This is a genomic window from Microbulbifer marinus (assembly GCF_900107725.1).
GTDB classification, from domain to species: domain Bacteria; phylum Pseudomonadota; class Gammaproteobacteria; order Pseudomonadales; family Cellvibrionaceae; genus Microbulbifer; species Microbulbifer marinus.
Map to the genome: position 1 here is coordinate 515,982 of NZ_FNQO01000001.1, position 22,828 is coordinate 538,809.

The 22,828-nt window shown below is 60.0% G+C and carries 21 protein-coding genes; 12 read left to right on the forward strand and 9 right to left on the reverse strand.

Annotated elements, in window-relative coordinates; all coding sequences use genetic code 11:
- Nucleotides 1-17: 17 nt before the first annotated feature.
- Nucleotides 18-611, reverse strand: coding sequence for an FMN-dependent NADH-azoreductase (locus BLW36_RS02315; RefSeq protein WP_091384738.1), 594 nt, complete (start codon nucleotides 609-611; stop codon nucleotides 18-20).
- A 111-nt stretch (nucleotides 612-722) separates the two neighbouring features.
- Here BLW36_RS02315 and BLW36_RS02320 point away from each other — a divergent pair, with 111 nt between their 5' ends.
- Nucleotides 723-1,658 (forward strand): LysR family transcriptional regulator, encoded by a 936-nt coding sequence (locus tag BLW36_RS02320; RefSeq protein WP_091384740.1) that lies wholly within the window; start codon nucleotides 723-725, stop codon nucleotides 1,656-1,658.
- Between the two features lie 7 nt (nucleotides 1,659-1,665).
- Here the strand turns inward: BLW36_RS02320 and BLW36_RS02325 are convergent, their stop codons facing one another.
- Nucleotides 1,666-2,508 carry a mechanosensitive ion channel family protein gene (locus tag BLW36_RS02325; protein ID WP_091384742.1) on the reverse strand — a complete coding sequence of 281 codons (843 nt, stop codon included), beginning with the start codon at nucleotides 2,506-2,508 and terminating at the stop codon, nucleotides 1,666-1,668.
- Between the two features lie 256 nt (nucleotides 2,509-2,764).
- Here BLW36_RS02325 and BLW36_RS02330 point away from each other — a divergent pair, with 256 nt between their 5' ends.
- On the forward strand, nucleotides 2,765-3,682 hold the full coding sequence (locus BLW36_RS02330; protein ID WP_091384744.1) for a pirin family protein: 918 nt from the start codon (nucleotides 2,765-2,767) through the stop codon (nucleotides 3,680-3,682).
- Nucleotides 3,683-3,818: 136 nt separating this feature from the next.
- On the opposite strand, the gene BLW36_RS02335 is transcribed toward BLW36_RS02330, so the two are convergent.
- The 4 genes from BLW36_RS02335 to BLW36_RS02350 all read right to left on the reverse strand — a co-directional run bounded on the left by BLW36_RS02335 (nucleotide 3,819) and on the right by BLW36_RS02350 (nucleotide 8,708).
- Nucleotides 3,819-4,289 carry a hypothetical protein gene (locus tag BLW36_RS02335; RefSeq protein WP_091384746.1) on the reverse strand — a complete coding sequence of 157 codons (471 nt, stop codon included), beginning with the start codon at nucleotides 4,287-4,289 and terminating at the stop codon, nucleotides 3,819-3,821.
- Nucleotides 4,290-4,402: 113 nt separating this feature from the next.
- A complete protein-coding gene (locus BLW36_RS02340) occupies nucleotides 4,403-5,608 on the reverse strand; it encodes an efflux RND transporter periplasmic adaptor subunit (protein ID WP_091384748.1) in 1,206 nt (401 codons plus the stop codon).
- Between the two features lies 1 nt (nucleotide 5,609).
- Nucleotides 5,610-7,988, reverse strand: a complete 2,379-nt coding sequence (locus tag BLW36_RS02345) for an FtsX-like permease family protein (protein ID WP_211567120.1) — start codon at nucleotides 7,986-7,988, stop codon at nucleotides 5,610-5,612.
- A gap of 3 nt (nucleotides 7,989-7,991) precedes the next feature.
- Nucleotides 7,992-8,708, reverse strand: a complete 717-nt coding sequence (locus BLW36_RS02350; protein ID WP_091384751.1) for an ABC transporter ATP-binding protein — start codon at nucleotides 8,706-8,708, stop codon at nucleotides 7,992-7,994.
- A gap of 236 nt (nucleotides 8,709-8,944) precedes the next feature.
- Between BLW36_RS02350 and atpD the strand changes: the two genes are divergently transcribed.
- Genes atpD through BLW36_RS02390 form a run of 8 tightly spaced genes read left to right on the forward strand, consistent with a single transcriptional unit; the run spans nucleotide 8,945 to nucleotide 15,120 of the window.
- Nucleotides 8,945-10,351 (forward strand): F0F1 ATP synthase subunit beta, encoded by a 1,407-nt coding sequence (gene atpD, locus BLW36_RS02355; RefSeq protein ID WP_091386876.1) that lies wholly within the window; start codon nucleotides 8,945-8,947, stop codon nucleotides 10,349-10,351.
- Nucleotides 10,348-10,758 (forward strand): F0F1 ATP synthase subunit delta/epsilon, encoded by a 411-nt coding sequence (locus tag BLW36_RS02360; protein WP_211567121.1) that lies wholly within the window; start codon nucleotides 10,348-10,350, stop codon nucleotides 10,756-10,758. The genes atpD and BLW36_RS02360 overlap by 4 nt, the downstream gene beginning before the upstream one ends.
- Before the next feature lie 8 nt (nucleotides 10,759-10,766).
- Nucleotides 10,767-11,042, forward strand: a complete 276-nt coding sequence (locus tag BLW36_RS02365) for an AtpZ/AtpI family protein (protein ID WP_091386881.1) — start codon at nucleotides 10,767-10,769, stop codon at nucleotides 11,040-11,042.
- Between the two features lie 3 nt (nucleotides 11,043-11,045).
- A complete protein-coding gene (locus BLW36_RS02370; RefSeq protein WP_091384753.1) occupies nucleotides 11,046-11,759 on the forward strand; it encodes a F0F1 ATP synthase subunit A in 714 nt (237 codons plus the stop codon).
- On the forward strand, nucleotides 11,756-12,025 hold the full coding sequence (atpE, locus tag BLW36_RS02375; RefSeq protein ID WP_091384756.1) for an ATP synthase F0 subunit C: 270 nt from the start codon (nucleotides 11,756-11,758) through the stop codon (nucleotides 12,023-12,025). Before BLW36_RS02370 ends, atpE begins: the two co-directional genes overlap by 4 nt.
- A gap of 6 nt (nucleotides 12,026-12,031) precedes the next feature.
- A complete protein-coding gene (locus tag BLW36_RS02380; protein WP_091384758.1) occupies nucleotides 12,032-12,787 on the forward strand; it encodes a F0F1 ATP synthase subunit delta in 756 nt (251 codons plus the stop codon).
- 3 nt (nucleotides 12,788-12,790) lie between these two features.
- Nucleotides 12,791-14,266 carry a F0F1 ATP synthase subunit alpha gene (locus BLW36_RS02385; protein ID WP_091384760.1) on the forward strand — a complete coding sequence of 492 codons (1,476 nt, stop codon included), beginning with the start codon at nucleotides 12,791-12,793 and terminating at the stop codon, nucleotides 14,264-14,266.
- Complete coding sequence (locus BLW36_RS02390; protein ID WP_139304797.1) at nucleotides 14,233-15,120, forward strand: F0F1 ATP synthase subunit gamma; 888 nt, start codon at nucleotides 14,233-14,235, stop codon at nucleotides 15,118-15,120. Before BLW36_RS02385 ends, BLW36_RS02390 begins: the two co-directional genes overlap by 34 nt.
- A 140-nt stretch (nucleotides 15,121-15,260) precedes the next feature.
- On the opposite strand, the gene BLW36_RS02395 is transcribed toward BLW36_RS02390, so the two are convergent.
- Nucleotides 15,261-15,749: a Crp/Fnr family transcriptional regulator gene (locus BLW36_RS02395; RefSeq protein WP_091384764.1), complete on the reverse strand. Its 489-nt coding sequence runs from the start codon at nucleotides 15,747-15,749 to the stop codon at nucleotides 15,261-15,263.
- 181 nt (nucleotides 15,750-15,930) lie between these two features.
- Between BLW36_RS02395 and BLW36_RS02400 the strand changes: the two genes are divergently transcribed.
- A complete protein-coding gene (locus tag BLW36_RS02400) occupies nucleotides 15,931-18,627 on the forward strand; it encodes a cation-translocating P-type ATPase (RefSeq protein ID WP_091384766.1) in 2,697 nt (898 codons plus the stop codon).
- A 30-nt stretch (nucleotides 18,628-18,657) separates the two neighbouring features.
- Here BLW36_RS02400 and ppsA read toward each other — a convergent pair whose 3' ends face one another.
- Nucleotides 18,658-21,069, reverse strand: coding sequence for a phosphoenolpyruvate synthase (ppsA, locus tag BLW36_RS02405; protein WP_091384768.1), 2,412 nt, complete (start codon nucleotides 21,067-21,069; stop codon nucleotides 18,658-18,660).
- Nucleotides 21,070-21,381: 312 nt separating this feature from the next.
- On the opposite strand from ppsA, the gene BLW36_RS02410 reads away from it, so the two are divergent.
- Nucleotides 21,382-22,362, forward strand: a complete 981-nt coding sequence (locus tag BLW36_RS02410) for a universal stress protein (protein WP_091384770.1) — start codon at nucleotides 21,382-21,384, stop codon at nucleotides 22,360-22,362.
- A 146-nt stretch (nucleotides 22,363-22,508) separates the two neighbouring features.
- Here BLW36_RS02410 and BLW36_RS17585 read toward each other — a convergent pair whose 3' ends face one another.
- Nucleotides 22,509-22,631: a hypothetical protein gene (locus BLW36_RS17585; protein WP_280140339.1), complete on the reverse strand. Its 123-nt coding sequence runs from the start codon at nucleotides 22,629-22,631 to the stop codon at nucleotides 22,509-22,511.
- Nucleotides 22,632-22,828 lie beyond the last annotated feature (197 nt).

Here is a 22,828-nt window from a genome sequence, read left to right on the forward strand (position 1 = left end):
CAGGGGGATTACGGGATTCAGGCGAGCTCGGCGATACGCGCCTGCGCCGCATTCAGTGCCTGCTCCTTGGCTTCGTCGCCAACTGCCAGACCTTCGGCGTGCACAAAATCCACATCGGTGATGCCGATAAAGGCGAGGAACTGGCGCACGAATGCGGTCTGGGAGTGATCCTCGCCGTACTGGCCGCCGCGGGTGATAAACACGACGGCCTTCTTGCCTTTCATCAGGCCTTCGGGGCCTTCCGGGGTGTACTGGAAGGTCACACCGGCACGCGCGATATGATCGAAGTAGGCGCGCAGGGTGGAGGGCACGCTGAAGTTGTACATAGGAATACCGAGCACCAGTACGTCGGAGCTGGCAATTTCCTCGATCAGGGCGTCGGAGTAGCTGACGACGGCTTTCTGTTCGGCCGTGCGCTCTTCCGCCGGGGTGATGAAGGACTGGAAGCGGGCCAGGTCCAGGTGCGGCACCGGTTCGGCGGCGAGGTCGCGGCTGATTACCTTACCGTCCGGGTTGCGGGCCTGCCAGTTCTTAACGAACTGCTCCGCCAACTGTGATGACTGGCCATCGTTCTGGAAAATACTGGTCTGAATCTTGAGTAGCTTTGCCATGCGTCGTTACCTCCAACAGGGGTTAATTCCAACATGGGGCGCATTGAAGCATTGAATGATTCGATAAAAAATCATAAAAATACGCTTCTATCTATCGAATGAATCGATCATATGACGGAAAAAATGACCTCGAAGTCGTCCCTGACACCCCGTATCAGCCTGGAACAGTGGCGCTGCCTGATTGCGGTGGTGGAGCAGGGCGGCTACGCCCAGGCGGCGGAACGGCTGCACAAGAGCCAGTCGTCGGTCAGCTACGCGGTGCAGAAGCTGGAATCGGTACTGGATCTGAAGGCCTTCGCCATTGAGGGTCGCCGGGCGGTGCTGACGCCGGCGGGCGAGATGCTGTACCGCCGCGCCAAGCTGTTGCTGGAGGACGCCGCAGGGTTGGAACTCGCCGCGCACAGGGCCTCGGCGGGCTGGGAAGCGGAGATCGGCATTGCGGTCGAGGTGCTGTTCCCGACCTGGTTGCTGCTGGACTGCCTGAACCAGTTTGGCGAGGAGAGCCCGCAGACGCGCATAGAACTCTACGAAACCGTGATCGGTGGCGGACCGGAAGCGCTGGAACAGGGGCGGGTCGATCTGGCAATCACACCGCACATTCCCAAGGGGTTCAATGGTGAGCCGCTGCCGCGTCCGGCGCGGGTCATTCCGGTGGCGCATCCGGAGCACCCGCTGCACCAGTTGGGGCGGGAATTGACGCTGCGCGACCTGCGCCAGCACCGCCACCTGGTGGTGCGCGATACCGGCTCCCAGCGCACCAGTCGCACCACCACGGTGGAAGTGGCGCAGCGCTGGACTGTGACCAATATGGCCACATCCATCGGTGCAGCCTGCCGCGGCTACGGTTTTGCCTGGTTGCCGGAGGAAAAAATACGCGCGGAGTTGGACGAGGGTATTCTTAAGCCGCTGTCGCTGCGGGGTGGCAGCGAGCGCACCATTCCCATGTACCTGATTTTCGCCGACCGCGAGAGCCCCGGGCCCGGGGCGGCGCGCCTGGCCGAAATTGTCCGCCTGCAGATGCAGTCGATGTGCTCGGAAACCGATTGATCAGGGACTATTTGTCTGCGTCGGCATCACTGCCCGGAGCGGTCTTCTCGTACCAGAAGTTGTAGAAGTCCTCGGTTACCAGCTGCTCGATATTGGTGGCTTCCTCCCGGGGGCAGAACACGGTCACCGTCAGCACATCATGGCCAAGTTCGTTGGTGGTGATGCTGACCTTGGCATCGGGTCCTGACAGTTCCACGCCCATACGGTGCTCGATCAGGCTGCAGTAGCGTTCGGCTACTTCGCGAAAGAATTCGCAGTGCTCGCGCAGGCGCTCCGCGACAAATTTCTTTGCCTCGAACGGATTGATCCCCTTGCTCTCGCGCACAATGGAAAAGGTGTGCTCGATATAGCGACGCATGAAATTCAGGTTTTTTATCGGCTTGGTAAAAAACGCGCTGTTGGGGATGTACAGCGTCGTGCCGGTATAGCCGTTGCCGAGGCCGTGCGGGTCTATCTCCAGCAGCGTGGTGCTCAGCCAGTCGCTGTCGATCACCTCGCCGAATTCGTCGCCGATCTTGACCCAGTCGCCGACGGTAAAGGAGCGCATGCCCGCCTGGAAGACACCGCCGACAAAACACTGCACGAATTCGCGTAAGGCGATCACTATGGCTACCGAGAAGGCGGCGATAGACAGCGCAAACTCGCGCAGCTCTGCTATCCAGATGGAGATCAGCCCAATCACCAACAGCAGGTTGCCGAAGTTGTGCACGGTGTTGATACGGCGCCGCTTATCCGGTTTGGCCCAGCTGCTGCGGGAAATAGCGAAGGAAATTAGCCAGCGCAGCAACAGGATAACGGCGACGAACGACAGGGTTATGATGAGTTTGTTATCGAGAAGCTGCTGCAACATCACTGATCTCGTGCGAAGGAATGAGGGTTGTGGTGATAAACGGCTTCACCTTGTCGGCCTCGCGTATAAAAGCTTAGCTGACCGCACGCCGTGGATTTGCGGTCAACAGCGGATGAATTAACGGTCCGCTGTCGGGGCCGCAACTGTAGCTTTTCCCGCCGCCGAATGTAAGAGGTGGGCGCGCTAGTGGCCAAAAAATAGTAGCGCTATAGTTAACCCCTAACAGTCAACGCACGGAAGGTTCCTGGGGGCAATAATGAGCAACGTGACCAAAGAGGTTGAACAGGAATGCTTCGTTCTCGAGGGCTGTGGAGCCCTGGAGGAGATAGTGAGGCCCAAGGAAAAGGAGCTCGGCGGTTTTTCCGTCAGACGTTGTCTGCCGAGCCGCGAACGGCAGATGGTTGGGCCCTGGATCTTCTTCGACCATATGGGCCCTGCCGAATTTCCTTCGGGCGAAGGTATAGACGTGCGCCCGCACCCGCATATCGGTATTGCCACAGTGACCTATCTGTTCGATGGCGAGATCCTGCACCGAGATTCACTGGGAAGCCTGCAGCCGATCCGTCCCGGGGATATCAATCTGATGGTGGCGGGTAGTGGCATCGTCCACTCTGAGCGGGAACGCCCGGAAGTCCGCGATATCGACCACTGCCTGCACGGGCTGCAGCTGTGGCTGGCACTGCCGGAAGCTGACGAGGAAATGGCGCCTGAATTCCACCATTACCCATCGGCAGACATTCCGGCACTGAACGTGGATGGCGCCCCAATCCGCGTCATTATGGGCACCGCCTACGGTGTCACGTCTCCCGTCAAGACTTTTGCCGAAACCCTTTACGTTGAGGCACACCTTCGGGCCGGACAGAAAATAACGCTACCGGAAGCCCAGGAGAGGGCTGTCTACGTGGCCGGCGGTAACCTGAAAGCGCGAGACGCCGAGATTCCGGAGTTCTCACTGGCAATATTTGCCAACCAACCCGGTGTGGTGCTGGAGGCGACCGAGGAAAGTCGCATCGCCATCATTGGCGGCGAGCCATTTGCGAAGCGGTGCATCGTCTGGAATTTCGTCTCCAGTCGGGCGGAGCGCATTGATGAGGCGGTGCGGCAGTGGAAGGAGGGCGGTTTCCCGCGGGTGCCCGGCGACGAGACGGAGTTTATTCCATTCCCGGATAAGTAGTCCCAGGTGCTGAGATCTAATTTGCCCGTACATTCGGTGTCAGGGAGCTTTTCCCTTCCGCAATGATGCCGGTCGTAGTCACAATTGGCAACAATGAGGCTAATAACAGTGCCAAGGGCATCGAGCCAAGTTACTACTAGTGTTGCCTGGAACAGTCACGGGCGCTCAGCCCGTAGATAAACCAGGTCATGATTTTCCAGTCGCCATTTAGCTTGGCGAGGGAGAGTATGTTGCAGAAATCTTTCAGTCTGGGATCCGCTGCAGATTTCCTCCGGAACGCAACCAGTACCGCTGCGGAACCATCGGCCCCGATTGCCTGATTCTCGATGTCGAAAGTGGTAAATGGATGGGAGTCAACGTGAAATGTTTCGCGATATCCTTGCACCATTTTCGCGGCCAGCTCTGGACTCGTACTGAATCCGGGCATTTCCCCGATGTAGAAAACCGGAGTGGCGGCAAAGTGGATCTCCGCGACATCCGATGCGCTCTTGGATTGATCGGAAAAGTCCTCGAAGAAGTTCTGGGTAAAGACCGCCAATTCTTGCTCTTCGTCGGCGTGGACCGAATACGTTAAGAGCATAAAAGCCGACAGCAATATGAGTTTCATAGTGACTGGATCATGTTGAGCGGGGATGTTTCAGATAGTGGGTGACTCCGTTAGCAATAACCAGAAATCCTGTGTTTTTGTCATGAAAGTGCGCGTTTTCTAGAGTGCGCTGACTAGATCTTTCGCTCTGTCAGCGCGGTTCCGTTCTCTATCCGCTCACTGGGGTGCAGGACCACTTTTTCGCCGGGTACCAGGCCGTCGAGAATTTCGGCCGTCTGTCCGTTGTTGTGCCCAACTTTCACTGCGGCGCGCACGGCACGACCATCCACCACTTTAAATACGGCCCACTCCCGCTTGTGACGAAACAGAGCACCAGTGGGCACCTGTACCACGTCGTCTCCCCGCCAGATCTCAATCGCGGCATCGACGCGATAGCCGTGGCCGAGCCGCGACCAGACCTCCTGGGGGTCGGTAAAATCGATAATTACGTTGACCCGCTGTTCCTCGATACCGAGGGCGGAGATCTTGGTAAAGCCAAAGGGCTCCACCAGGCGCACCCGGCCGTGGAGGGGACTGTCGCCGCCCCAGCTGGTGATCTGAACGGGCGCACTTTTATCGACCTTGACCGCATCGCGGGACAACAGGTCGACAACGATTTCCAGTTGTTCCGGATCGCCGATTTCCAGCAGTGGTGTACCGGCGGGAACAACCCTTTCACTCTCCTGCGAAATACGCAGCACACTGCCGCTGACCGGAGAGGTAACACGGACCAGATCGTCTTTCTTGATTTCCACCTCGCCGGGCTCTATCAGCGCGGCGCGGGCGTTTTCCAGTTCCCCCATGCGCATGCGCTCGGCGGCGCGGGCGGTATCCAGCGAGGCTTCAGCGCTGTCCAGGGCCAGCTCGAAGCGCTCCAGCTCAACCGTCGAGATATGCCCCTTTTTCGCCAGAATCCGCGCGCGCTTGGCATCGGCCCTGGCGAATGCCAGCTTGGCCTCGGCGTCGCGGCGTTCGGCAGCCGCAAACTTGAGAGCCGCCTCGGCGCTGCGGATATCAGCCTCGGCCTGGCTGCGGCTGCGTTCGTCGAGAAATTGCGGTTGCAGGGGCAGCAGGTCGGCGAGGCGCGTCTTGTTGGCGACCACGACATCGCCGACCTCACTTTCGATGCGCAGCAGGTAACCGGTCACGGGCGCCGACACCACATACACATCGTGGACCCGGGTGTAGCCCTCATCACTGACCGATACCTGCATCGGGCCCCGGCGCACTTCATCCATATCAACCGGCACCGGCTCCGGCAGGAAGGCGTAGACAAAAAAGAGCAGCAGCCCGGCAAGTAGTACCAGTCCAACGATGCGCTTGATCAGCTTCCTGGGCATATCACTCCCGGGTCTTCAGTACGGCGATCAGATCCAGGCGGTCGATACGGCGCCGCACCAGCAGGCCGGACGCCACCGCCGCCAGCACCACCACCAGCGCCGCGTAGCCATAGGTGCTCGACGAGACCACCAGTGGAATGCGAAACAGTTCGGTATCGAAGGACTGCACCAGCGTCCAGGCGAGCAGATAACCGAGCAGGGCGCCAAGTGGCAGCGCCGCTAGCGTCAGTAACGCGAGTTCGCCCAGCAGAATATACGACACCTCGCCGCGGGTGAGTCCCAGCACGCGGAGGCTCGCCAGCTCGCGGCCGCGCTCGGACAGGGAGATTCGCGCGCTGTTGTACACCACGCCCACGGCGATCAGGCCGGCAAACAGGGTGTTGAAAAATACAAAGGTACCGAGGCTCTCCTGCAGGGTCTCGTAAAAGGCATTCTGTGCCTGCTCCTGCAGGCTGACGCCGGCCACCACCGGGGTGCCTTTCAGTTCTGTGTAGAGCGCGTCGGTCAGGTCCGGGTCCACCAACAAGTAGGTGCCGGAGATGGCAATGTCCTCCTTGAGCAGGCGGTTGAGGCTTCTCAGGTCCATGTAGGCCTGGGTGCCCATAAAGGTTTTGACGATACCGGCGACGGTAACGTCCAGTTCCGGACGCCGCCCGGTGCGAATTTCGACGCGCAGCGGTTCCCCGGCGCGAATGGCCAGTAATTCGGCCAGCTTGTCTGACAACACTATACCGTGTCTGGGAAGCGGTACTGGCTGCAAGTCAGTATCGACCAGTCGCCCGAGATCGGCGCCCGGAACCAGGCCAATGATGGCTTCACGCCGGGTGCGCTGACCGTTGCGCAGCACCACCGGCACTGCGCGAAACGGTTCGGCGGCGAGCACACCCGGGGCATGAAGAACATCCTGCACCGCCCGCAGGTTGCGCGGCTCGACAAAATTGACCGTTACATCCTGACGATCGATCACATTAAACGATATATCGACCATATAGAGCATCGCATCCATCGAAAAACTCGAGCCGATCAACAGTCCCATGGACATGGCGATACCGATACAGGTCATGGCCGCCCGCTTAGGCCAGCGGTACAGGTGGCGCAGGATCATGCGCGATGGCTGATCGATCCAGGGCGCGAGCATTTCGAGCCAGCGGGCCGAGCGACTGTAATCCGGTGGAGGCGGCGGCACCATCGCCACCGCCGGTTCCAGGCGCATGACTTTCACTACCGACGACGAGGTACCGACGGCGGCCACGATCAGGCTGAAACCGATCGACAGCAGATAGACGTCCGCCGGCGCGCGAAAAAGCAGAAACGGAAATTTGAAATAGTCCTGGTACATACGTGCCAAGCCCTGGCCGAGCCAAAGGCCGAGGATGATACCGATAACGATTCCTATCAGGGTGATGGCGCCGATCATCTTCAGGTAGTGCAGCGCGACCGCCCTGTCACGATAGCCGAAAGCCTTCAGCAGGCCGATCTGCTCGCGCTCGGTATCGATCAGGCGGCCAACCACGACATTGAGCAGGAAGGTGGCCACCAGCAGAAATATCGGCGGCAGCAGCCTGCCTATGGTCTCCAGCTGCTTGATTTCGTTGGTCAGAAACTGGTCCGAAATCTGCTGTGATCGCCCATAGGCACCGGTGGCGCCGTAGCGTTTCAGTAACTGGTCAAGCCGCTCGAGCAGGGCTTCTTCGCTGGAGCCGGCAGAGGTGAGGATCACCGCCTCGTTAAAGGCGCCGTCCAGGTCGAATGCGTTTGCCAGCGCCTCGCGGTTCATCCAAAGGACGCCGAAGCGTTTTTTGTCCGGAACGATTTCTCCCGGTGAAATGGCGTACACATATTCCGGTGACTGCACTATCCCGGTGATCGTCAGTTTTTTCTTGGTGCCGTTCAGAATTCCATACAGGTGGTTGCCCGGCTCGAGGCCGTGCGCTTCTGCAAAGGCATCCAGCGCGAGCACCTCTTCCTCGTGAATCGGATCAGGGTAACGGCCCCGTCGCAGCACTATGTCATTGATATGGGGCCTTGCGATTTTCGGCAGCGACTGGATCTCACCGGTGATTGGCGCCGCTGCGCCCTCCACATCCAGAATGACGCCGGCGCGGATACGCGTCTCGGCACGGCGCACGTCGGGAAGCTCGGTGATCTGCTCCAGTAGCGCATTGGGTGCGCGTTTCACCGGCGCCCAGACATCGGCAAACCGGTAGCGTTCGTAGTAGGCGGCACGGGTTTCGGCCAGCGAGATCAGCATGCCCTTGGACATGATATACATGCCCACGCCGCAGCCGATTACCACGGCAATGGCGAGCGCCTGACCCTTGATGGCCCAAAGGTCCCGCAGCAGTTTGCGATCGAGTGGTTTTAGCAGTTCGATCAGCATCGCCTACCAACTCAGCTCGTGTGGATCACAGGGGTGGCTGTTCAGTTCGGTCTGCTGGATCTGCCCGTCGGCCATATGCAGTACCCGGTCCGCCATGGCGGCGATGGCCGCATTGTGGGTGATTACCATCGCGGTCGTACCGAGTTCGTGATTGACACGCGCTATGGCCTCCAGTACCACGATGCCGGTCTTGCTGTCGAGTGCGCCGGTGGGTTCGTCGCAGAAGAGTACGCGCGGTTGCTTGGCGATGGCGCGGGCGATGGCGACGCGCTGCTGTTCACCGCCGGACAACTGCGCAGGAAAGTGATCCATGCGTTTGCCGAGCCCTACCAGTTCCAGCGCCCGCTCCGGCGTCATCGGCTCCTCGGCGATTTCGGTCACCAGTGCCACATTCTCCCGCGCGGTCAGACTGGGGATCAGGTTGTAAAACTGGAAGACAAAGCCAACATATTCACGCCGGAATCTGGTCAGGTGCTCGTCGTCGAAGGCGGTGAGCTCCCAGCTGTCGAAATACACGCGCCCCTCGGTCGGGGAATCCAGCCCGCCGAGGATATTCAGCAACGTCGACTTGCCGCTGCCGGAAGGGCCGAGCAGGACCACCATCTCGCCACGGGGAACCTCGAGGTCCACACCGCGCAAGGCATATACGCGGGATTCACCGCTGCCGTAGAGTTTGGTCAGGCCCTCGGCGCGAAATGCCGGATGCTCGTTTTTTTCCATGGATCGATAGGCTTTCCGTGGCCCGCCAGTGCGCAATCCAACTATTTTAGTAACTGAGATGCCGTATCCGGTTTCGGAATAGGGCACTTACCCTGAATCGATAGACCGCACGGGTTGTTTCTATCCTTCAGCAACTTCTTACAGCAATAAGCAACCAGAATGGAACATGTTGCGACTAAAAGCCGCCATTGCGGTGGTAGCGCCCGCCAGTGTCGTCAAGTATGGCACCGGTGCCGATGACCAGTTCAGTAGCAGGCGAACAGACTGCCAAACCCACCGCGGCACCGATCGGCACTATCGCGGAGGTCCACGGCCCTGTGGTGGTGATTCGCTGCGAGAAGCTGCCGCCATTGCGCCAGGCGCTGAAGACCCTGCTCGACGGTGAAGCCTACCTGTTTGAGGTGCACCAGCATCTCGACCAGCGCCAGGTGCGCGCCATCACGCTGCACCGCACGGCCGGCCTGCGCCGCGGTATGCCGGTGTACGACACCGGCGCGCCGCTCCATGTGCCGGTTACGGCGGATTGCGTCGGGCGGCTGTTGAATATATTCGGCGAGCCGCTGGATGGCGGGGAGCCGCTGGAGGCGCGTGAATACCGCAATATTCACACGCCGCCGGCGGCACTGTGGGACGCCGTCGGTGCCGGCGCCATCCTGGAGACAGGTATCAAGGTGATCGACCTGTTGTGCCCGTTTGTGCGCGGTGGCAAAACCGGGCTGTTCGGTGGTGCCGGCGTCGGCAAGACGGTGCTGGTGATGGAATTTATGCACGCGGTGGCGGCGCTGCACAGTGGTGTATCCGTGTTTGCCGGTGTCGGCGAACGTATCCGTGAGGGCCACGAACTGTGGCAAGAGATGCGCGAGGCTGGAGTCATGGAGCAGACGCTGATGTCCTTCGGGCAGATGGATGAATCACCCGGTGTGCGCTTCCGCGTCGGCCTGTCCGCACTGACATATGCCGAGTACCTGCGCGACACGCTGCAAAAAGAAGTGTTGTTCGTGATGGACAATATCTTCCGTTTTGTGCAGGCGGGTAGTGAGATATCCAGTCTGCTCGGGCGCATGCCGGCGACTGTTGGCTACCAGCCCACGCTGATCAGTGAGGTCGCCGAGCTGCAAGAGCGGATTCTGTCTACCCGCGCCGGCGCGATTACGTCCGTGCAGGCCGTTTATGTGCCCGCAGATGACATGACCGACCCGGCGGTGAGTGCCATCTTCAGTCATCTGGATGCTTCGGTAGTGCTTTCCCGCGCGCAGGCGGGCAAGGGGATTTATCCGGCGGTGGAACCCCTGCTGTCCAGCAGTCGGCTGATGGACCGGCACACGCTTGGCGACCGCCACTATGCCGTCGCCGAAGGGGTGCGTGAACACCTGGCGCGCTACCACGAGCTGGAAGACATTATTGCCATGCTCGGTATTGAAGAACTATCCGAGCGGGACAGGCGTATCGTGATGCGCGCACGCAAGTTGCAGCGCTACCTGACACAGCCATTTATGGTTATCGCTTCACACACTGGTATCGCTGGTGTCTCGGTGCCTCTGGAACAAACACTGACCGACTGCGAGGCGTTTTTGCGTGGCGAATATGATGAGCTGACGGAGGAGGACTGCTACATGCGCGGCGGCATGCGCGACGGCGGATGATGAAGGCCTTTACCCTGCAACTGTATTCGGCCACCGAACACGAGGAGTTCGCCGATGTGACCTCCTTTGTCGGTGAAGACGCGTCCGGCAGCTTCGGCATTCTCGCCGGGCACCTGCGCTGTGTGACGTCGCTGGTATTCGGGCTGGCGCGTTTTCGCCGCGGGGGTGACGACTGGCAATATCTGGCGCTGCCCGGCGGGCTGCTCTATTTTCTGGACAACCGCCTGCAGATTTATTCCCGCAGTTACCTGCTCGACAGCGACTACGAACGGATCTCGACCTTGTTGCGGCAGCAGTTGCTGGCCGAAGAGCAGAGTCTGCATCAGATGAGGGAAAGTATGCGTCGCATGGAGGAATCGATATTGCGCCGGCTGTGGGAAGTCGGGCGCCGCCGAGTGCAGGATTAGGTTTGGCGATGGTCGACAACGGCGATAAAAAGCTGCGTAACCGGGTCGAGCGTCAGGCCCGGCGAATGAAACAGGCCGAACGGGACCGACCGACGCTGATCGCGCAGACGATCTATATCGGCACCCTGGGACTGGTGTTTGTACTGCCGGTGGTTGGTGGCGCCTATCTGGGCCACTGGCTGGATGGTCTGGTCGAGGGCTACTCCACCCGCTGGACATTGAGCCTGATATTTGCCGGCGTGATCGTCGGTGGTGTCAATGTCTATCTGCTGATTCGGGAGTAGGGCATGGACGGCGGCGAACTCTTTCCGTCAGCGTTGTTTCGGCTCGGACCGCTCACGGTCACCAGCACCGTTGTGACTACGTGGGCAATCATCGCTGTTATCGGACTCACGTGCTGGTTGCTGTCGCGGCAGCTGCAAACGCGACCCGGCGCCGTGCAGACGCTTGCGGAAGGTGTGGTGACGGCGATCGAAGATGCCATCGGTGCGGTGGCGCCGGATCACGTAAAGATGCTGCTGCCATTTATCGCCAGCCTGTGGATCTTCCTCGTGATTGCCAACCTGTGTGGACTGATCCCCGGCGTACACTCGCCGACGCGCGATCTGTCGGCGACGGCAGCACTGGCCATCCTGGTATTTCTGTCGGTGCACTGGTTTGGCATTCGCAGCCAGGGACTGCGGCGTTACTTGCACCACTACCTGACGCCGACCCCGCTACTACTGCCATTCCACCTGATCTCCGAGGTTACTCGTACTGTCGCGCTGGCCGTGCGGCTGTTCGGCAATATCATGAGCCTGGAAATGGCGGCACTGCTGATTTTGCTGGTGGCCGGTTTTCTGGCACCGATTCCTATACTGATGCTGCACATCATCGAGGCCCTGGTGCAGGCGTATATTTTTGGCATGCTGGCGCTCATTTATGTCGCTGGCGGCCTCCAGTCACAGATGCTGAGGCAGCAGCGGAAGGAGAACTCTGATGCGGAAGGAGAGCAGCGATGAATGACATAAGCTGGTTTGCGCTCGGTTCCACGGTGATTGCCGCCCTCGCCATCGGCATTGGCGTTATCGGGCCGGCTTTCGCAATGGGACGCGCCATCAGCAGTGCACTCGATGCCCTGGCCCGCCAGCCCGAAGCAGAGCGGTCGATCATGCGTACCCTGTTTATCGGGCTGGCAATGATCGAATCACTCGCGATCTATGTGTTGGTGATCGCGTTGATCATCCTGTTCCGCAATCCGCTGCTGGAATACCTACTGAAGAGCTAGAACAACGTGGAACTCAGCTGGTCGACATTCCTGCTGGAAATTATCAATTTTCTTGTCCTCGTGTGGATACTGAAACGGTTTTTCTATCGGCCATTGCAGGACGTGATAGCGCGTCGCCAGCGCGGCATCGAGGAACGGCTGGCCAAGGCCGAGGAAATGCAACGCACCGCACAGGAACTGCAGAAGAAATACCAGGGCCGGCTCGAGCAGTGGCAGGCCGAACGCCAGCAGGCCCGCGAGGTCCTTGAGAATGAGCTCAAGGCGGAGCGCGCGCAGCGGCAAGCGGCGTTGCAGCAAGAGCTGGCGCAACAGCGTGAAAAAGCCGCGGCGATGGAGCAGCGTCGGCAGCGCGATCAGCACCGCAAGTTGGAGTTACAGGCCCTGGAGCAGGGCAGCCAATTTGCTGCGCGCCTGCTGGAGCGGGCCGCGGGTCCGGAGCTGGAAGAGCGGCTCGGGGAAATGCTGACCGATGCTATTGAAGAGCTGGAACCGTCACAACTGCAACAGCTGCGCGCGCAGCTTACCGAGCGGGATACAGTGGCGGAAGTGGCAAGTGCCTTTCCGCTGGCTCCAGAACAGCGGCAGAAAATCGAAGCGCTGTTACAGGAGGTCCTGCAACGACAGCTGCACTGTCACTATGTGGAGGACCCGGAGCTTGTCGCCGGGCTGCGCATCGGTGTGGGGGGCTGGGAGCTGGATGCGAATGTCCGAGATGAATTACATGGTTTCGCGCGGCTGGCTCGTGAGCCCGCTGGTGACTGAGCCGTGAGCGGAAAACTGCTGCGTCGCCGTGCGCAATGGCTCAGCGAATACCGTCCGCAACTACATATTCGCGAGCGGGGACGGGTGGTCTCCGTCGGCGACGGCATTGCCTGGGTCGCCGGGCTGCCCACTGCGGCGATGGACGATGTGCTGGATTTCGACGATGGCAGCCGCGGCCTGGTGTTCGATCTCACCGGAGCGCTGGTCGGCGCAGTGCTGCTGGTGGAAAGCGAAAATCTGACCGCTGGCACCGGTGTGCGCCTGACGTCCAAGCCGCTGGGTATCTCCGTCGGCGATGCGCTGATCGGGCGGGTTGTGGATCCGCTCGGCAATCCCCTCGACGGCGGCGAGACGCCGGACTGTGCGGGCTGGCAACAGCTGGAGAGGGCATCGCCGACCATCGTCGAGCGGGACTTCGTGCAGCAGCCGCTCTACACCGGCAGCAAGGTACTGGACACGCTGATCCCTATCGGCCGCGGTCAGCGCCAGTTGCTGATCGGCGACGAGGGGCTCGGGCGCAGTTCGCTGGCACTGGATGCGGTGCTCAACCAGAGTGACCAGGATGTGTACTGCGTCTATGTACTCATCGGCCAGAAACGCTCATCGGTGGTCTCCACCATTGCGCTGTTGCGCGATGCCGGCGCGCTGGACTACACAGTGGTTGTCGTGGCCGAGGCCAGTGCACTGCCGGGCATGCAGCACCTAGCACCTTTCGCCGGCTGTACCATTGCCGAATACTGGATGCGTCGAGGACGCCATACGCTGGTGGTCTACGACGACCTCTCCACCCACGCCAAGACCTACCGGGAACTGTCGCTACTGTTGCGTCGGCCTCCCGGGCGCGAGGCTTTTCCCGGCGATATCTTCTCCGTGCATGCGCGTCTGCTAGAACGCACCACCTGTCTCAATGCCGCAGGCGGTGGAGGCAGTATGACGGCACTGCCGATCGTCGAAACCAAGCTGGGAGAAATTGCCGCCTACATTCCCACCAATCTAATCTCCATCACCGACGGCCAGGTCTATCTGGATCGGGACCTGTTTGCCGGCGGCTTTCGCCCGGCCATCGACATCGGCATGTCGGTGTCCCGCATCGGCGGGCGCGCCCAGCACGCGGCGATCAAACGCGAAGCCGGGCGCATGAAGCTGGACTACCTGCAGTTTCTCGAACTGGAGATGTTCACCCGCTTCGGCGCCAAGCTCGAAGCCGGTATGGAAAAGGCTATTCGCCGCGGGCGGCTGTTGCGGGAAATTCTGAAGCAGGAGCGGTTTTCGCCGCTGCCGATCACCTTCCAGTTAGCATGGATGGTGGCATTCAACGACGGTCTATTGGACGAGATCGAATTGGAATCACTGGCCGGCCTGCTGGACGAATTGCAAGTGAAGGTCGACGCGAGTGGGCTGACACTGGATGATGAGCGGCCGCGGTGGCACGGCCTGGTGCAAGAGTGGCTGCCCGATACGATCGGGGCCTCGACGTGAGCCACCGCCGGGAAATGCAGCATCACCGCCGGCAGTTGGCCGAAGCACGCCAGATTATCAGTACGATGCAGTCACTGGCGTTTATCGAAGTGCGGCGGCTGCGGCGCGTACTCGAAATTCAGCAACAGGTAGTGCGCGGAATCTTTGACATTGCCGCTGACTTCCTCAGTTTCCATGCGCAACTGATACCGGAACCACAGCCGTTGCAGAATCTATTCCTGGTGATCGGCTCGGAACGCGGTTTCTGCGGCAACTTCAACGAAGTACTGATACAGGAGCTGGAACGCTGTCTCGCCGCAGCTACCGGCGAACACACCGGGGTAGTGGCCTGCGGACGCAAACTCTGTGAACGCTTGACCGGACACCCCAGGCTGCTCGCACCGCTGGACGGGGCCGCCGTACTCGACGAAGTCGATGGCGCTCTGAGCCGCCTGATCGCGCGAGTTACCGACCTAGACGTGACCAGTGGCTCCATGGCTCTGACGGCGATTTACTGTGATCCACAACAGGAAAATCCGCAGGTTCGGCAATTGCTGCCGCCGTTTGAAGTACTGCGCGACGCCGAACGCAAATTCGCCTTTGCGCCGCAGCTCAATCTGCAACCGCAGCAGTTGCTACTGGAACTGGCGGATCAGTACCTGTTCGCCGCGCTCCATGAAATTCTCTACGTTTCGCTGACGGCGGAGAATCTCCGGCGCATGCAGCACCTGGAGGGAGCAGTGCGGCATCTGGACAACAACCTGGAGACACTTCAGCACCGGGAAAATCAGTTGCGGCAGGAAGAGATTATCGAAGAGATTGAAGTGATTCTTCTCAGCATGAACAGCGCAAGCCTGGCGCCGGCGGGAAAATAGACGGCTGATGGCACGTGCAGTGGCGGCCGGCTGCTAACTTCAAATTACCCTGCGATGAAACGTGAACTTCTGAGAAACTTGAATCCGGCAGCCCCGATGAACAGCAGTGACCACCAGCGCCAGTGGCGAGGCCTGCAACTTCATTGGTCGGCTTTTTTCAATTCCGCCACCGTCTTGGCGAGAGTCAGGATTCTCCGCGCCAACTCGCGAGACAGGTTGATCAGCAACACGCCAAAGTCCAGCGGCTTTTCACAATGCAGGGCATAAAACAGATCCGTCGTTACTTCCAACACGTAACTGTTATTGGCCGCTATCGCTGTTCCCGGCCATGGCGTTAACGCGATCATGCTGACGAAGCCAACCGCCTCCCCAAAGTGAAAATCAAATATATGCTCGCTGTGGTCATTCGATGCCTGGTAATAGGCAATCGAACCTTTGAGAACGATGAAGAAGGAAACGGATGGATCCCCGGCTTTGACGACTGTCTCGCCTTTGTGAAATGCGTGGATACGGCCATTTTTTAACAGATAAGCAATGGCGTCGTCGGACATGGCGCCTAATACCGCGGCATTTTTCAAATGGTCGATGCCGAGTTCGTTAAGTAAAACCGCACCGTCTAGCAGTCGCATCGCAACCTTCCCGATCGGAGGCTATTCGAGTTTAAGTATGGATCAATGGCGGCTGTTATGTTTTTTTCGTGGTGGGACACCACCTCGAGTCCACCGAAATTCTCCCGCTGGGCGGGCTGCAGTTTTTTTCGACTAATGTTGCATATTCATTGACGACAATCGGTCGTGTAAGCCGAAAGATATGACCAATCCTGACAGCTCGCGCCTGTGGCAATGCCTGCCGTTGCCGGAACTGCAGCGGCAGCTCGATAGTTGTGACGAGGGTTTAACAACAGCTGAAGCCGGTCGGCGCCTGACTATGTATGGCAGCAATGCGCTGCCACAGCCGCGCCCGCCGGGGTTTACACGCCTGTTCCTGCGCCAGTTCATCAGCCCGTTGATCTACGTGTTACTGGCGGCGATGCTGGTTTCTCTCATTGTCGGCAAACTGGCGGACGCGACTTTTATCGGCCTGATTCTGTTGCTCAACGCGTTGATCGGTGGGCTGCAGGAGTACCATGCCCACCGCAGTGCACTGGCGCTGCGCAACCTGATGGTCAGTCGGGCGCGCGTGCTGCGCGATGGCCAGATAGAGGAAATACCCACCTCGCAATTGGTGCCCGGCGACCTGGTGCTGCTCGCCTCCGGCGACCGGGTGCCGGCGGACTTGCGCCTGTTCGATGCCACGGGTCTCGAGATCGACGAGTCCGTGCTCACCGGGGAATCCCTGCCGGTACGCAAGGACAGCGGCGCCCTGTGCGAGGCCGACACGCCGGTGGCGGAGCGCTTGAATCAGTGCTTCGCCGGCAGCCTGGTCGCAGCCGGACGCGCAAGCGGCCTGGTGATTGCCACCGGCCTGCACACGGAGATGGGCAAGCTGAGTCTGAGCCTGGAGACGGCGGAAGAGGTCAAACCGCCACTGTTCCAGCGCATCGAGCGCTTCAGTAAAAAGCTTACCATCGGACTGCTGATTACGGTGGCGCTGCTGGCGTCGCTGGAGCTGGCGCGCGACACACCACCGCTGGTGATTTTTATGACGGCGGTGGCACTGGCGGTATCGGCCATTCCCGAGGGGCTGCCGATGGCGCTTACCGTGGTGTTATCGATCGGTACCCGGCGCATGGTGAAAAGGCACGTTATCGTGCGCAATTTGGTGGCGGTGGAGAGTCTCGGCTCCTGCACCGTCATAGGCGCCGACAAGACCGGTACCCTGACACAAAATCAACTGACCGCACGGGAAGTGGCGACCTGTGACGGTGACCGTTTTCGTATCGACGGCACTAGCCAGCCACCGGCGGCAGATCCTGTGACGACAAGCAGCGAGGCGGTGGCGCGGATCATCAGGGTAGCGGCGCTGTGTAACGAGGCAGAACTGCACACGCTCGAGAATGGCGACTGCCACAGTAGCGGTGATGCGGTGGATCAGGCGCTGCTGTTGATGGCCTACAGAAGCGGGCAGACACGGCAGCAGCTGCTCGCCGTACATCCGCTGTTGGCGCAGATTCACTACGAGCCGGTGCTCGGCTTCGCCGCCACGCTGCACGCTGACGGAGAACGCCGCCTGGTCTGCGTCAAGGGCGCACTGGAGAAGTTGTTGCCGATGTGCGCCCGGATGGCCACGGCGCGGGGTGATACTGCGCTGGATCGCGAGCGTGCCCTGGCCACTATGCATGAATTGGCGGAGACCGGCGCGCGCGTGCTGGCGATGGCCGAGGGTAGCTGGAGCGACGATCAGAAATTCAGCGCGGAAAACTTTGCCGCGCACCTGAGCGACCTGTGTCTGCTGGGACTGGTGGCGATGGTAGACCCGATGCGTCCCGAAGCGGCCGCAGCCGTGCGGGCATGTCGGCAGGCGGGTATCAGGGTATGCATGCTGACCGGGGACCACCCCCGCACGGCGCTGAGTATCGCGCGCGAGCTGGGCCTGACCGACGGTGACGAAGGGGCAGTGACGGGGGGTGAACTCGCGCAGGCCGAGAAAGCCGGAGCAGAGGCGGTCGATGCACTGACCGCAAAGACACGGGTTTACGCCCGTGTCTCGCCGGAACAGAAACTGACCATCGTGCAGTCGCTGCAGCGGCAGGGGCAGTTCGTGGCTGTCACCGGCGACGGCGTCAACGATGCACCGGCGCTGCTGAGTGCGCATGTGGGCGTTGCCATGGGCCAGCGCGGCACCGAGGTGGCGAAGGAATCCGCCGACCTGCTGCTGACCGATGACAACTTTGCGTCGGTGGTGTCCGGTGTCGAGGAAGGTCGTATCGCCTATCAGAATATCCGCAAGGTCATCTTCTTCCTGATCTCCACCGGTGCCGCCGAGGTGGTGCTGTTCGTGCTCAGTACTGCCCTCGGACTGCCACTGCCGCTTACGCCGGTGCAATTGCTGTGGCTGAACCTGGTCACCAACAGCGTGCAGAGTATCGGCCTGGCACTGGAACCGGGAGAGGGCGACGAGATGCAGAGGCCACCGCGGCCGCCGAAGGAGTCGCTGTTCAATCCGCTGATGCTGCGTCGCGTTATCACGTCCGGGCTGGTGATGGGCGTTCTCGGTTTCACATGTTTCTATGTGTTGCTACAACAGGGATTGGCAGTGGAAGCGGCGCGCAACAGCCTTTTGTTACTGATGGTGTTGTTCGAGAATGTGCAGGTATTCAACAGCCGTTCGGAAACCCACTCGATTTTCCAGCAGCTTTTTTTCAGCAACCCGATTCTGCTGCTGGGTACCCTGGCGGCCCAGGGCATACATATACTGGCGATGTACTCGCCGCTGATGCAGGAGGTACTGGGCGTGACTCCGGTCAGTGCGGCGCACTGGTCGACGCTATTGGGAGTGGCCCTGCTGCAGCTGCTGGCGATGGAAGTGCTACTGAGAGTTTCACAGCGATACACCGCGCCGGCATAGGAAGCAGGGCCGCGACGCTTCGAGCGTGCCTTAGCGCTTTGCCTCTATTTCCGTCACCTTCTCAATGGTGCGCAGCAACGCATCCGGACTCAGGCTGATCGAGTCGATACCCAGCTCCACCAGGTATTGCGCGACTTCAGGATAATTTGACGGCGCCTCGCCGCAGATACCTGCCGGTATCTTGTTGCGCTGGGCACCCTCTACCGCCAGGCGGATCATCTGCAGTACCCCGGGATCGCGCTCGTCAAAATCGAAGGCGACGATATCTGAGTCGCGATCCACGCCCAGTACCAGCTGGGTCAGGTCGTTGGAGCCGATCGAAATACCGTCGAACAGTTGGCTGAACGCATCTATCTGCACGACGTTGTTCGGGATCTCGCACATCACGTAGACCTCGAGGCCGTTGCTGCCCGGCGCCAGGCCGTGCTCGGTCATGGCCTGCAGGACCCGTTCGCCTTCGGGGATACGTCGACAGAAGGGGATCATCACCTTGATATTGTCGAGCCCCATATCCTCCCGCGCCCGCTTCAACGCGGCGCATTCCAGTGCGAAGCCGGCCGCGTAGGCCGCGTGCGCATAGCGCGCCGCGCCGCGAAAGCCCAGCATCGGGTTTTCCTCCCGCGGCTCGAAGGCGGCGCCACCGATCAGGCGCGCGTACTCATTCGTCTTGAAATCCGAAGTCCGCACGATTACCGGGCGGGGATAGAAAGCCGCGGCGATGGTGCCGATACCCTCAGAGAGTTTTTCGATAAAGAAATCGGCACCGCTGTCGTGATTGGCGGTCAGCTCGTCCAGTTGTTTTCTGTCAGCTTCGTTGTCGACCTTTTCCGGACAGACGAGCGCCATCGGGTGCGCCTTGATGTGTTCGCTGACGATAAATTCCATGCGCGCCAGGCCCACACCATCGCAGGGCAGGGCACTCAGGCGAAAGGCCTGTTCGGGGCTGCCCAGGTTGATCATCATGCGGGTCTCGGGCCTGGGGACATTGTCTAGCTCGATGGTTTCCATATCGAACGGGATTTCGCCGCGGTATAGTTTTCCCACGTCGCCCTCGGCGCAGGACAGCGTCACGGTGTCTCCGGCAGCCAGGTTGTGGCCCTCCTCGCCGATGCCGACCACGGCCGGAATGCCGAATTCACGCGCGACAATGGCCGCGTGGCAGGTGCGGCCGCCGCGTTCTGTTACTAGCGCCGCCGCACGGCGCATCGCCGGTCCCCAGTCAGGGCTGGTACTCTCGGCAAACAGTACTTCGCCATCCTTAAAGTCGGCCAGTTGCTCCGCACGCTCAACCCGGTGCAGTTTACCGCTCGCTATTCCGGTGCCGATTGCGCGACCACGGGCGAGCGTCAGTGCCTTGTCCGGCTTTTCGCGAAATTTGTAGCGCTGCAGCTGGTTGCGTGGCTTTTGTGAGGCGACGGTCTCCGGCCGGGCCTGCAGCAGGTAGAGCTGGCCGTCGTCGCCGTCCTTGGCCCACTCGATATCCATCGGGGACTCCTCGCCGCGGCGCTCACTGTAGTGCTTTTCCGTCTTGATGGCGTAATCGGTGAGCGTCAGGACTTCCTCATCGGAAAGGCTCAAATGATGCCGCCGCGCATCAGGCGTCTCTATATTGTGCAGTTCCTGGCTGTTGATATCCTCGTCGCACACCAGCGTGAGCTGCTTGGCTCCAAGCTGCCGACGTAACACGCAGCGATAACCGCGCTCAAAAGTCGGTTTGTGCACATAGAATTCATCCGGGTCCACCGCGCCCTGCACGATGTTTTCGCCGAGGCCGAAAGCCGAATTGATAAACACCACATCGCGGAAGCCGCTATCGGTATCGAGGGTGAACATCACGCCACTGGAAGCCAGGTCCGCGCGCACCATTTTCATCACTGCGATAGCCAGCGATACCTTGAAGTGGTCGAATCCGTTGCGCTCCCGGTAGCTGATTGCGCGTTCGGTAAACAGGGACGCAAAGCAGCGCCTGCAGGCCTCCAATAATCCGTCCTTGTCGCCAATATTCAGGAAACTGTCGTGCTGCCCGGCAAAACTGGCGGTCGGCAAGTCCTCTGCGGTAGCGGAGCTGCGCACGGCGAGGCGTATCTGCGGTCCGTACTGTTCGCATAGATCCACATAGGCAGCGGTAATGTCATGCGCGAGCCTCTCGGGCATGCCAGCGTTGTAGACGATCTCCCGCGCCTGGGCGGCAACCTGCGCCAACTGTTGGCTGTCATCGGAGGCGCGCTTCTGCAACAGCTTTTGCAGCGACACTCGTGCGTCTCCCTGGTCCAGCACCGTCTGGTAGGCGGCCGCCGTGATCGCAAACCCATTCGGCACCCGGATTCCCTGTGGCGTCAATGTTCGGTACATCTCTCCCAGCGACGCCGTTTTCCCCCCGACGTCGGCAATATCTTCGAGACCAATGTTTGCAAACCAGCGGACAAAGTGACCTTTGGGCATCGCACATTCCCTTGCAGTGACTGAGGTGTAGCCACGTACTGAACAGGTATTAAGTAATCCTGACCATAGACAAGTCTGCACCCTTCGTGCGGGGCATTCGAGGCGAAACCGGAAAGAAAACCAGCAGGGAAGGTTACAGCTGCTAAACTCAATGTCCTGCGGGAAGCGCATTCTCCCGTCAGTGGATGGCCCGCGGAGAACAATGAAAATTGCGACGCCAGATTGCGCTGCTGCGGCATCACGCGGCACTCTCGAAAACCTCCATCAACACAGAAAACGACCCACTGCCCAATCCGAGCAGAGGAAATTGGCATGCTGTTCAAACATATTCTATTGCCACTTGACGGTTCTTCCGTCGCCGAGGAAGCCATTACCCATGCGCTGCAACTTGCCCGTAACTGCGGAGCTGAAATCCATCTCCTGCATGTACAGCGCACCACTTCGCACACAGATGAGCACAGTATCGACCCGGTGCACTGGCGTTTACGCAGGGCCGAACTGCGAAGCTATCTGAATCGGCTTGCCGATTATATTTCCGGAAAAGAAATAGCCGTAACCGTTTCCGTTCGAGAAGGTAGGCCCGCCGAGCAGATCGTCGAATACTGCGAAGAGGCGGACATCGACCTGATCGTTTTCACTGCCTACGGCAAGGGCGGTGTCAGCCGATTCCATTTCGGCAGTACTGCCCAGAAGGTGTTCAGTGGTTCCGGCCGCTCATTTATGATCGTGCGTCCGGGTGAAGCCCCGCCGGACCCAGATCAATTTGCCTATCGTCGTATCCTGATCTCCGTTGATGGCTCGCCGCATTCCGAATGGATGGCCTGCCAGGTGGCTGCGATGATGCGCGGGCAGCCGGCAGAACTGATACTGCTACAGGTGATTGCTGTGCCCGAAATGCCGCGGCGAATGCCTATTACCCGAGAGGAGCAGGCCACTCGCGAAAAGTTTGTCGAAAACAACCGTCGTGCGGCGCAGACCTACCTCGATGAAATGGCCCAGCAACTGGAAAACGGCATCAAGGTAAGTTTCCGCTTGCTGATAGCGGAGAACATGGCGGATTCCATTTGCAAGACGGCCGCCGAGGAAGGGGTCGACTTGATCGCGATGAGTGCGCATGACTGGCAGAGTGGTGGCCAGCGCGTTATGGGCAATATCTGTCAAACGGTGATGTGCCACAGTCCTATTCCTGTCCTGGTATTGCAGGACCGGAGCGAGACCCGTCTTCCGGGTGAGGAGGATGAGGATTCCTGCCGAATTCACCGGGAATTCGACTCAGATAACGGCGCCGAGTGAAGATGAAATTGCGTCGCAAACTGAATTGGAGTGCCCGCGCAGGGCGTAAATTTTTTTCCGGACTGAAACTATCCCATAAGGCGATACTACCTCCGCGCGCTGCAGTGCTTTCAGCGGCGAAACGACTGCGGGATAGGGATCGTCAATTAGAAGAAGATATCGTCGCGCTTGCCATGCATCACCAGCAGCGAGATGGTGGCACGCGCGACTATTCCCTCAGGTCCCACCTGCACAGTATCGAAAATCACTTCCGGGAAATATATCGTCACCTCGCCAGGCGAGTGGAGGCCGGCGATAGGGGGTCCCGCGGAGAGGAGTGGCTACTGGACAATCGCCACATAGTGCAGGAAGCCCTCGAGCTTGTCCGTGAGTCCCTGCCACGCCATTTTCTCAGGCAGCTACCGACAATCCAGGCTGAAGGAGACCGGTCTGACCTGCGCGCGCGTGCACTGGCCACAGTGCTGGT